Origin of the sequence: Flavobacterium pasteuri, assembly GCF_048286615.1 — a bacterium.
Classification (GTDB): domain Bacteria; phylum Bacteroidota; class Bacteroidia; order Flavobacteriales; family Flavobacteriaceae; genus Flavobacterium.
In genome coordinates, this window is sequence record NZ_JBLVPN010000008.1 from 186,606 (window position 1) to 198,468 (window position 11,863).

11 protein-coding genes are annotated in these 11,863 nt (G+C 34.4%); 8 read left to right on the top strand and 3 right to left on the bottom strand.

Annotation, left to right across the window (positions count from 1 at the left end):
- Positions 1–31: 31 nt before the first annotated feature.
- The 6 genes from ACNQF6_RS13170 (at position 32) to ACNQF6_RS13195 (ending at position 7,136) form a co-directional block, all read left to right on the top strand.
- Positions 32–1,309 (top strand): voltage-gated chloride channel family protein, encoded by a 1,278-nt coding sequence (locus ACNQF6_RS13170; RefSeq protein ID WP_417966367.1) that lies wholly within the window; start codon positions 32–34, stop codon positions 1,307–1,309.
- An 83-nt stretch (positions 1,310–1,392) separates the two neighbouring features.
- Complete coding sequence (locus tag ACNQF6_RS13175; protein WP_417966368.1) at positions 1,393–2,868, top strand: rhomboid family intramembrane serine protease; 1,476 nt, start codon at positions 1,393–1,395, stop codon at positions 2,866–2,868.
- Between the two features lie 177 nt (positions 2,869–3,045).
- On the top strand, positions 3,046–4,050 hold the full coding sequence (locus ACNQF6_RS13180) for a DHH family phosphoesterase (RefSeq protein WP_417966369.1): 1,005 nt from the start codon (positions 3,046–3,048) through the stop codon (positions 4,048–4,050).
- A gap of 3 nt (positions 4,051–4,053) precedes the next feature.
- On the top strand, positions 4,054–4,707 hold the full coding sequence (gene gldI / locus ACNQF6_RS13185; protein ID WP_417966370.1) for a gliding motility-associated peptidyl-prolyl isomerase GldI: 654 nt from the start codon (positions 4,054–4,056) through the stop codon (positions 4,705–4,707).
- A 12-nt stretch (positions 4,708–4,719) separates the two neighbouring features.
- The gene (locus tag ACNQF6_RS13190; protein ID WP_417966371.1) at positions 4,720–5,847 is read left to right on the top strand and encodes a peptidylprolyl isomerase; all 1,128 of its coding nucleotides are present in this window, start codon (positions 4,720–4,722) and stop codon (positions 5,845–5,847) included.
- 35 nt (positions 5,848–5,882) lie between these two features.
- A complete protein-coding gene (locus ACNQF6_RS13195) occupies positions 5,883–7,136 on the top strand; it encodes a peptidylprolyl isomerase (RefSeq protein WP_417966373.1) in 1,254 nt (417 codons plus the stop codon).
- 150 nt (positions 7,137–7,286) lie between these two features.
- Here the strand turns inward: ACNQF6_RS13195 and ACNQF6_RS13200 are convergent, their stop codons facing one another.
- Entirely contained in the window at positions 7,287–7,727 is a 441-nt protein-coding gene (locus tag ACNQF6_RS13200; protein WP_417966383.1) for a hypothetical protein, read from the bottom strand.
- Between the two features lie 297 nt (positions 7,728–8,024).
- Here ACNQF6_RS13200 and ACNQF6_RS13205 point away from each other — a divergent pair, with 297 nt between their 5' ends.
- Both ACNQF6_RS13205 and ACNQF6_RS13210 read left to right on the top strand, forming a co-directional pair.
- Positions 8,025–9,068: a tyrosine-type recombinase/integrase gene (locus tag ACNQF6_RS13205; RefSeq protein WP_417966375.1), complete on the top strand. Its 1,044-nt coding sequence runs from the start codon at positions 8,025–8,027 to the stop codon at positions 9,066–9,068.
- Between the two features lie 139 nt (positions 9,069–9,207).
- Entirely contained in the window at positions 9,208–10,329 is a 1,122-nt protein-coding gene (locus ACNQF6_RS13210) for a protein kinase family protein (protein ID WP_417966376.1), read from the top strand.
- 232 nt (positions 10,330–10,561) lie between these two features.
- Here the strand turns inward: ACNQF6_RS13210 and ACNQF6_RS13215 are convergent, their stop codons facing one another.
- Positions 10,562–11,671 carry an IS91 family transposase gene (locus ACNQF6_RS13215; protein ID WP_417966377.1) on the bottom strand — a complete coding sequence of 370 codons (1,110 nt, stop codon included), beginning with the start codon at positions 11,669–11,671 and terminating at the stop codon, positions 10,562–10,564.
- On the bottom strand, positions 11,656–11,863 hold a 208-nt coding region (locus tag ACNQF6_RS13220), incomplete at its 5' end, for a tyrosine-type recombinase/integrase (RefSeq protein ID WP_417966378.1). The genes ACNQF6_RS13215 and ACNQF6_RS13220, both read right to left, overlap by 16 nt.

The following is an 11,863-nucleotide window of genomic DNA, read 5'->3' on the forward strand; positions in this document are numbered from 1 at the left end:
TTTTGTAAAAAATACTTCTCTAATTAAGGTAATGAATTTAGAAAACGCTAAAAAAATAATGCTTGTTACACTCAAATGGATTTTCATTTGTGTAATGACAGGCATTTTTTCTGGATCGGCATCTGCCTTTTTTTTAGTGGCACTAGATTGGGTCACACAATATAGGGAACACAATAACTGGATGATTTGGCTTTTGCCACTAGGCGGACTGATAATAGGATTGCTCTATTATTATTGGGGTGAATCTGTAGCTAAAGGCAATAATTTATTGCTAGAAGAGTACGAGAATCCTCAAAAAATAATTCCGTTAAAAATGGCTCCCTTAGTACTTTTTAGCACCTTAATCACGCATCTTTTTGGAGGCTCAGCGGGTCGTGAAGGAACCGCAGTACAAATGGGTGGTGCCATCGCCGATCAATTCACAAGACTATCATCTCGAGCGCAGTCGAGAGATAAACTTGATACTACCGACAGAAAGACACTAATCATTCTGGGAATAAGCGCAGGTCTTGCCTCTGTTTTTGGTACACCTTTGGCTGGAGCCTTATTTGCTTTGGAGGTTCTTTATTTTAGCAAAATCAATTACAAAAGTATTTTTCTGTCGTTTTTAACGGCGTACATCGCTTATTTCACCGTTGAATTTTGGCATGTTAAACATACTCATTATAGCATTCCTATTATCCCTGAAATAAGTTTTACTGTCTTATTTTGGATAATTCCAGTCAGTATTATTTTTGGTTTAGCCGCCATGTTATTCTCCCGAAGCACCCATTTTTGGGGCGCTTTATTTTCGAAAACCATATCCTATCCTCCGCTTCGTCCTTTTATAGGAGGAATAATACTTGCTTTAGCAATTTACTTTGTTGGAACCACAAAATACATCGGTTTAGGAGTTCCTATAATTGTTGATTCGTTTTCTAATCCAAATGCTTCCTATGATTTTCTTCTAAAAATACTATTCACCGGATTCACGCTCGGAGCAGGATTCAAAGGTGGAGAAGTAACTCCGTTATTTTTCGTAGGTGCCACATTGGGAAGCGCTTTATCGGTTGTAGTTCCTTTACCCATCGCACTTTTAGCAGGAATGGGATTTGTGGCTGTTTTTTCGGGAGCAACTCACACTCCTATCGCTTGTACGGTTATGGGAATAGAACTTTTTGGGATAGAAAGTGGTGTTTTTATTGGCATTGCTTGCGTTATAGCATATTTTTCTTCCGGGTCCGTAGGAATTTATAATGCTCAAATAGTAAAAGGAGCAAAATACCATCTGTATCAAAAAATAAGAAGAAAAAACATGGAACTTTTGTAAAGCACAAACACTTTTTTTTAAAATTATAAAATTATTTTTTTGTAGTATTGTTCTTAATTCCATATTAATTTAATTTTACAGCAATGGCTTTTGGACTTCCCTCTACATCTTCACAATACATTCCTCTAAATAACTTATCTAAGTTGCAGCTTATTTACATAGCTATTGAAGTCTTTAAAAAACTGAAGTGGGACTTAACTCTAATAAATGAAAACGGGTTAAAAGCCCAATCAAAAAATGATTTAAACACTTGGAATGAAACCATTGTCATTACTTTAGAGGATCACGATCCTTTTATAGAAAGCTTTAGCAATGGAAATCAACTTTATGACCGCGGAAGAAATCAGAAGAATATTGATACCTTTTTGGATTTATTTTACGAAATAAAAAAAGAGGAATCCATTTTAGCATTAGACGAAAGTTCACTGAAAGATTTTATAAAATCTGAGACAACAAAACAGGATTCAGAGATAGAAAAAAATAGAAGTATTACTCAATTTTATTCTTTTTTCTCCATATTCATACCTACCAAAGATTATTTTATTACCCCAATTCTCATCAATATAAATATTCTGATTTTTCTTTTAATGAGTTTTTCGGGAGTCAATATCTTTGTACCAAAAACACAGGATATTATTGATTGGGGCGGGAACTTTGGCCCTCTAACAACCCAAAACGACTGGTGGCGATTGATTTCAGCTTGTTTTGTACACATTGGGATTTTTCATTTGCTAATGAATTGTTACGCGCTGGCGTATGTTGGTTTATTATTAGAATCCTACTTAAAAAAAAGAGATTTCCTGCTTACTTATCTTTTTTGTGGACTCATAGCAAGCTTAGCAAGTTTATATTACAATACCGATATTGTAAGTGCTGGTGCATCTGGAGCTATTTTTGGAATGTATGGGATTTTATTAGTATCTATCCTGTTTAAAACTATTGACAAAAAAGCAAATAGCTCACTGTTGCTAACAATAGGAACTTTGATTGTCTTAAATATTGCAAACAGTTTTAAAGAAGGCATCGATGGCGCGGCACATATTGGAGGATTACTTTCAGGAATAGGATTTGGTTCTATCTTAGCATTATTGGTTAAAAACAGAAAAATTGGAATTTCAATAGTCGCATCAACAACACTCATTCTAACTGTAGGTTTATTTACACTTAGTAAAAATTCAAAAGTATATATCTATCAAATCATGGAATATCAAGGAGGAATGCAAGATTTTGTAGATATGGAGAAAATGGCTTTAGAATCGTACACTACTTTTTATGGGGACAGTAAAGAAAATAAATTGTCTGAAATTAAAGACCGAGGCATTTATTATTGGAACGAAAACATCCTGCTATTAAAGCAACTTGACAAATTATATCTTCCAGAAGCCATACACTTACAAAATGAAACTTTAATTGAATATTGTGAATTAAGGATGGAATTCTATGAACTTGCCTATAAAAAATTAAACGAGAACACCGATAAGTATGATGCTAACATGACAGAACTTAATAATGAAATCAATACAATCATTATTAAAATAAAAAGCATTACTAAGAAATAGATTCCGAGATTTAATTCCAAATTAAAAAAAATTAAGACATTGATTCCCAATAAATTTCTTTTCATCCCAAAAACCATTTTGAAGAAAATAGAAATAGAAATATACTGCCTTTAATAATCCGTGAAATTCCTGTTAATGATTTCAACATTACATTAAAAAAATGTAATTTCGCAATCTATGAAAATACAAGACATTCAAGCGATACAGTTGTTATTATCAACTCCAAAAAAGATTGCCATAATCCCACACCGAGGTCCTGATGGAGATGCCATGGGCTCTACCTTAGGATTATATCATTTTTTATTAAAAAACAATCACCATCCTGTGGTGGTTTCTCCAAATGAATTTCCTGATTTTCTGGCTTGGATGCCTGGCTCAGAAACCGTAAAAGTTTACGAAAAGGACAAAGAAAACTGTACTAAAATACTGGAAGAAGCGGAGCTTATTTTTACTTTAGATTTTAATGCTTTGCACCGCGTAGGCGAAATGGAGAATGTTTTAGCCAAGTTGAAAGCGCCATTTATCATGATCGATCATCATCAAAAACCAGATGATTATGCCACATTTACCTATTCTGACACCTCGTTTGGATCTACTTGTGAAATGATTTACAACTTCATTTTATTTCTTGGAAAAAAAGAAGACATTGATAAAACTATAGGGACTTGTATTTACACCGGAATTCTTACTGATTCAGGTTCTTTTCGTTTTCCAAAAACAACAGGAACAACCCATAGAATTATCGCTGAATTAATTGATTTAGGTGTCGAAAATACGGAGATTCCAACCTTGTTATTTGATAACAGCTCTTATGGAAGATTACAATTATTAGGAAGAGCACTTCAAAACATGAAGGTATTAGCAGAACATCAAACCGCATACACTGCGCTTACTCAAGACGAGTTAAATGCTTTTGATTATGTAAAAGGCGATACTGAAGGAATTGTAAACTACGGATTAAGTATAAAAGGAATCGTTTTTACTGCTATATTTATCGAAAATAAAGAAGAAAAAATCATCAAGATTTCTTTCCGCTCACAAGGCGATTTTGATGTCAATCAATTTGCCAGAGACCATTTCAATGGTGGAGGACATCGTAATGCTGCCGGGGGAAAATCAGAAGTATCGATGGAACAGACGATACGAAAATTTGAAGGTCTAGTAACAACGCTAAAAATATAATAGATGTCAAAATTTAGTACGTTAATCGTATTTGGATTCTTTTTATCCATAATTGCTTCAAGCTGTAAACAGCATCAAGATGCCAGAAAGCCTATTTCACAGACTTCGGGAAGCTTTATGAAGAAATCAATCGCACGCAATAAAAAACTGGTTGCCAATGAAGAAACTCAAATTGAAGCTTTAATCAAAAGTGATCCTAACGTAAAATACATCGCTTCCAAAAAAGGATATTGGTATACTTATGTGACCAAGAATGACATTGATTCCCTTACTCCTAAAAAAGGTGATGTCGCTTTTTTTGATTACGAAATAAAGGATTTAAAAGGTGTTGTTATCTATTCTGAATTAGAATTAAGACCTCAAATCTATTATGTAGACAAACAAAACATCATGATGGGTTTGCGTGACGGTATCAAATTAATGCGCAAAAACGAACAAGTGAGTTTCCTTTTCCCATCAAATATGGGATATGGTTATCGTGGTGATGAAAAAAAAATTGGTGCAAATCAACCTTTGATTTGCACAGTAACTTTACGAGATTTCAAGTCGGAAGCAGTATATAAAAAAGAAGGCGAAGCCTCACTGAAAGTAATTCCTGCTCCTATCCAACCAGAAACTAAAACCGTACTAAAACCCAAAGACACTATAACCCAATAAAAATAAATTCGTATGAAAAAAAAGATTCTATTCGCACTGCTAGTTATTGCTTCATTTTACTCTTGTAAAGAAGAGCACAACAATCTTCCTGATGGTTTATATGCAAAAATAGAAACTAATAAAGGTGAAATAATTGTACAATTAGATTTCGAAAAAGCACCTATAACTGTTGCTAACTATGTCGCTTTAGCCGAAGGAAAAAACGAATTTGTTACCAATGAAAACCTTAAAGGCAAACCATTTTTTGATGGATTAAAATTTCACAGAGTAATTCCGGAATTTATGATTCAAACCGGAGATCCATTAGGAACAGGATCAGGAGATACCGGTTATAAATTTAAAGATGAATTTTCAGATTTAAGATTTGACAAAGGCGGTGTTTTGGCAATGGCCAATAACGGACCTACAACTAACAGCAGTCAGTTTTTCATCACACATCTTGCAACACCTTGGCTGGAGGGAAAACACACAATTTTTGGTCATGTGGTAGACAAAGGAATGGATGTTGTGAACAAGATTGTACAAAATGATTACATTACTAAAGTTACCATCATTAGAAACGGTGAAGCGGCCAAAAAGTTTAATGCCGTAAAAACATTCAATGATTATTTTTCAGTAGAATCTGAAAATCAAAAGAAAAAAGCAGCGATTGATGCTGAAAACAAAAAAATCTACGACGCTAAATACAAAGAAGTTCGTGAGCAAAAAATTGCTTATTTTGCTACTTTAAAAGCTAAAGCAACAAAAACACCTACAGGATTACAATACGTAATCACTAAAAAAGGCGGCGGCAAAAAACCTGCTAATGGTGCTAATGTTTTTATACATTATGCCGGTTTTCTGGAAGACGGAGAATTATTTGACACTAGTATTGAAAGTGTTTCTAAAACTTTTGGAAAATACGATGAAAACAGAGCCGCACAAAACGGGTACCAACCTATCCCTTTCCAAAGCGGAAGAAAAGATGGCATGATTCCTGGTTTCATTGAAGGACTGGAGCAATTATCTTTTGGTGATAAAGCGATACTTTTTATTCCATCTCGATTAGGATATGGTGAAGCGGGAGCTGGTGGCGTAATTCCTCCGGGTGCCAATATCATTTTCGAAATTGAATTATTGGAAACAATGCCTCAACAATAACCGATTAAAAAAGTTAGACCTTAAATATTTAAAAAATGAAATTTAAAATTCTGTTTTTATTATTTGTGGGAATGTTAAACCTGCATTCTCAAACTACAAAGAAAACTGTACCGGTAAAAAAACCTGTGACAACAGTTAAAGCTGCTGTAAAACCAATCGTAAAAGTAGCCGTGAAACCCATAATAAAAGCACCGGCAGTTATCGAAGGAATTTTTGCAACAATTTCCACAAACAAAGGAGACATTGTGCTTGAATTGGAATACAAAAAAACTCCGGTAACCGTAGCTAACTTTATTGCGCTTGCTGAAGGTAAAAACACTTTTGTAACCAATGAAAAACTAAAAGGAAAACCTTTCTTTGATGGTTTAAAATTTCACCGTGTGATCAAAGACTTCATGATTCAAGGAGGAGATCCCTCTGGAAACGGTTCTGGTGGACCGGGTTATGCGTTCAAGGATGAAATTACGGATTTAAAACACAACAAACCCGGCATCCTTTCTATGGCTAATTCCGGACCAACGACCAATGGAAGCCAGTTTTTCATTACCCATAAAGGAACACCTTGGTTAGACGGTAAACATACTGTTTTTGGTCATGTGACTGAGGGAATGAATGTAGTGAATTCCATTGCTGCAAATGATGTGATTACAAAAATTACCATCATAAGGAAAGGCGTTTTAGCCAAAAAATTTGATGCCCCAAAAGTGTTCGCAGATTATTTCAACAATAAATCCGAAGACCAAAAGAAACAGGATGCAATCAACGCTGAAAACAAAGCAAAACAAGCAGCAATTGAAACCGAAGCCAAAAAAGCATATACTGAAAAATACGGTCCAGTAGTAGCCGCAAAAAAAGCCTATTTAGCCACTACAAAAGCAACAGCAACCACTACTCCAACAGGATTAGCATACAAAATAATCCAAAAAGGAACTGGCGTAAAACCTGCAAACGGAACTACATTTTATTTCCACTATGCTGGTTATTTTGAAGATGGAACCCTTTTTGACAGCAGTTATGAGGACGTTTGTAAAAACTACGGAAAATTTGATGCAAACCGTGCCGCACAAAACGGATACCAAGCATTCCCTTTTGAAGCCGGAAAAAAAGACGGTATGATTCCAGGATTTATTGAAGGTTTAGAAAACATGTCCTTTGGAGACAAAGCAGTCGTTTTCATCCCGTCAAATCTGGCGTATGGAGAAAGAGGCGCCGGTGGTGTTATTCCACCTAATACAACACTTGTATTCGAATTAGAAATGATGGAAAAACAAACAACTCCAAAACAATAGATTTTAAAAAATCACAAATAAAAAACCCCGACAGACTTGAAAATCTGTCGGGTTTATTTTTATAATTTATTCGCACAAGAGGAGTAACTGTAATAAATAATCAGTTATTCTCCGTTTTATCCTCGTCATCTGCGTTCCATTTTAGGAGCTTTATTTCTTTCCGAATTTCCAGTCAAATTCATCTTTTTGATTGATAATTGCACCAATCTCAAATTTCACTACTTCATCAAATTCCGTTTGAAAAATAATCCAGTTTTCCTCATTGAAATAGTTTTCAAAAGTATCAAATTCTTCCTGAGTAAATTTAATGATTCCTTTGGCGGCCAAATCCTTCTTGACCTCACTAATTTTTCTATTGATTATTTTATTACCAAACAGCTCCATTTCAAGACTAGAAGCCACGATATACCCCAATTTGAATTCTTCCTCCACATAGAAAGTCAAACGCATTTTTAGTTTATTGTATGCAAAAATCACATTATCATCCTCGTCCTTGTAATTCCTGTCAGGTTTCCCGTAAATAGCGGTAACATCATTTTGTTTCATTCCGAAAATGAGCTTGTCAATTCCGTTTTTTGGATTTATTTTCATATTCATTTATTTGACCGTAAAGTTCGCAAAGTTTTTCGCAAAGTCCACTACCTTTTATATTTAAAAATTAATGCTACACAAATACTGCTACTGATTCTAAAATTTACAATTTGGGCGTGACCCGCTAAAAAAATCGGGTCGGGCTATCCGCTTTAATCTTTTATTCCGCTCCGCTTCCTAAAAGGATTTCCACTTTTATCCCTCACGCAAAAAAGCCTAATTACCATGAGAACCTTTCGCCTAACAAAACAATATTTGTAAAAAATCAGTATCTTTCAATCACAAAATCAACGCAATATGACTTGGGCAGCAAAACTGATAAAACACAATAACGAAAACAGAATCGCTGTTTATTTTGAAAAAAATCAAGACCTGATTGCCCGCATAAAACAAATAGAAGGAGCACGATGGAGCCAGCAAAAAACGGTTTGGCACCTCCCTGATACAATCGAAAACAGAGAACGTTTCAAGATAAAACCACTTACAAATTTGATTCCTTCACCCGAGGGGATAGCCCAAATAGAGAAATTCAAGCAATGGCTTCGCTCTAAACGCTATAGTGAAAGCACCATTGGTACCTATAGCGAAGCTTTAAAATCATTCTTAGTTTTCTACAGAGAAAAACCCGCTACTGAAATCAATAACGAGGATGTAATTATCTACAATAACGAGTACATATTAAAAAACAACCTTTCGGCTTCCTATCAGAACCAAATAGTTAATGCAATAAAGCTTTTTTTTATGACAATAAGAGGAACCAAAATTGACATCGATACAATTCATCGACCTAGGAGAGCAAAACTATTACCTAACGTATTGAGCAAAGAGGAAGTAAAATTAATCTTGAACGCACACAGTAATATAAAACATAAAATGATGTTGTGTTTAATTTACAGTTGTGGATTGCGTTGTGGTGAGTTATTAGCACTTCAGCCCGTTCATATTGACTCAAAAAGGAATATTGTATTACTTAAAAACGCAAAAGGAAAAAAAGATAGAATTGTACCTCTAAGCACTAAAATACTTGATATGTTACGACAATATTATAAAGTATGCAAACCCACTACTTATTTATTTGAAGGTCAAACAGCAGGCACGTCATACGATTCTAGAAGTTTACAATTAGTTTTAAAACAAGCCTTGCAAAAAGCAGGAATTACAAAACCCGCTACTTTACATTGGTTGCGACACAGCTATGCGACGCATTTATTAGAAAGTGGTACCGATTTAAGATATATTCAAGAGTTATTGGGGCATAGTAGCAGTAAAACAACTGAAATATACACCCATGTAAGTACCAAAAGTATCCAACAAATAAAAAGCCCTTTTGATGATTTGTAAGAATTTTTTAATATATTTGAAATCAATAAAGCGAAACAAACCTTCGCCAATCTACCCATAATTGGGTGTATAAACGAAAGTTTGTTTCGCCTATATACTAGTTGGCAGATATTTTAAAAAAAAACAGTACATATAAATTATGCAAAAAAATAGTCCAATTGAATTTATAAGAACGAAAGATTATAAATATGTCGAAGAAATTGGACAAGGTGGAACTGGCAGAACCATATTAATTAGAGATGAAATTATCGATGAAGATTTTGTTTGTAAAAAATACTCGCCATACAATGAGGACGATATTGATAATTACTATGATTATTTCAAAGGAGAAATAAAAATTCTTCACTCAATATATCACAAAAATATTGTTAGAGTTTTTAATTATTACTTATATCCTGAACAAAAAACTGGTTATATTTTGATGGAATATATTAAAGGTAAAACAATAGTTGAATATCTTTTACTAAATCCAAATAAAATTGATGATATTTTTATTCAAATTATAGATGGTTTTAGATATTTAGAAGAAAATAATATTTTGCACAGAGATATAAGACCAGAAAACATACTTATATCAAATGATGGTATTTTAAAAATTATAGACTTTGGTTTCGGAAAATTTATTGACTTTAAAACAAAAAATAAAAGTATTACGTTAAATTGGAGATATTCAAAACCGGATGAATTCAAAAAGGAAATTTATGACATTAAAACAGAAATATATTTCATTGGTAAAATGTTTGAAGAAATAATCAAAGAAATTGAAAATATCCAATTCAAATTTTCTAAAACTATTTCAAAAATGATTTTACCAAATTATGAGAATAGAATTTCTACATTTTTTGAAGTTTATCGAGATATTATTAGTGAAACTTCTAATGAATTAGAATTTATTGATCTTCAAAAAATGATTTATCAAAATTTCGCAAATAATCTTACAGCATTAATCAGTTCAGTTTCTGAAAAAAATGAATACCGAAACCAAATAGACATTATAATAAGAAAGTTAGAGGAGTTACATAAAAATTCTATTTTAGAAAATGAAATACAGAATACTAATAAACTTATATCCATTTTTATGCTTGGTAAATATAGTTTTTTTTCAAAAAAGGTATTTAAAGTAGAATGGTTAAATCAATTTACGAACTTACTTAAATCTGTATCAGAAGATAAAAAGAAAATTATTTTAAATAATTTGTGGGAAAGATTTGATGCAATCGAGAAAAAATATGAAACAATGAGAGATGATTTACCTTTCTAATAAAAACATCTGCCAACAGATAAGGTTTCGTTGCGGCTGCAAGCCGAACAATGAAACCTGTGTTGAACGGAACCGTTCATTGGCAGGAACTATGGAGTTATCGTAAAGTTTAGATAGAGAATTTCAAGAGGCAAGTGAGCCTCTTTTTTTGTGCGGTAAAATCAAGATGGTTTTTACGTGTTTTCCTTTGCCGAAGTTTCGGGATTAGGCACACATGCCCTTACCCACAAAATTAGCTTTTATAGGGAATAGTGTTTTGGCCACCGCCAAGATACCAAGCAGGTGGACCACGCTGGTCAAAAACCGCTATCCGATGTAAATTACCTGTATTGCAACACGGACATTTAGGCAAAAAAGGCTTCTTTTCTGCTTTTTCTAACACTTTTACTTTGAGTTTCTCTTGTAAAAGCTTAAGCTTTTGTCGCTTCCAAGTGCTGCTCAAAAAACCATAATGTCGTATTTTCACAAAACGTTTGGGCAAAATATGCAACGCAAAACGCCGAATAAATTCTTGATGAGTCAGTGTCATCTTCTTTTTTGCACCTGCTATTCGGTAATCTTTGTAATCAAAAGTCACATTTTGCCCGTCAATACTTTTAATTCTCTGGTTACTAATGGCGATTTTATGGGTGTAACGTCCTAGATATTCCACCACCGACTTTGTATTTCCAAAAGGTTTCTTAGCAAAAACAACCCACGGTTTTTTCCATAAATCCTGCCTGATTTGTTCGTATTGGATAGGTGATTTCGTTTTGAGTTTGGCGCAATATTTAGCCCTAAAAACTTTTGACAAAGCCTTGACTGGGAACAAGAATTTGCCATCGGTTCTTGTATTTTTCCACTGTCCATCTCTATTGATTCCACCACCGGGAACAATACAATGCAGGTGCGGATGCAAGCTCAATTGCTGTCCCCAAGTGTGCAAAACCGCAATCATTCCCATTTGCATTTCTTTGGCTTTGCCAAAGATTTTTAGTGTTTCCCATGTCGCTTCAAAAAGCGTATCGTAAACCAATTTTGGCTGATGTATCGCTAATGAATTGATACTATCGGGCAAGGTAAAAACCACGTGGAAGTACGGCACTGGCAAGAGTTCTGTTTCCCTAGCCTGTATCCAATCTTCGCGTTTGTTGCCCTGACACTTGGGACAATGCCTGTTGCGGCAAGAGTTGTAGCTTATGGTAATGTTTCCACAGTCATCACATGCATCGATATGACCACCCAACTCCGCTGTTCGGCATTTTTTAATGGCGTGAAGTGTGCGCAATTGCCACGTATTGAGTCCATAACTTTCAATTTTAGAGCCTACTTTTCGCAGTGCATCGGCTACTTCCGACTGCATTTTGCAAAAAGCGTATCGAGTGGACTAAAAATGCGCTGACTCTCCAGTTGGGCAATATGCAGGTATTCCATTGTAGTCTCAACATTCTGGTGTCCCAAAAGGTCTTTGAGGGTCATAATATCCATACCATCTTCGAGCAAATGCGTGGCATAAGAGTGCCGCAAGGTATGGGTATGAACTTCTTTGATTATT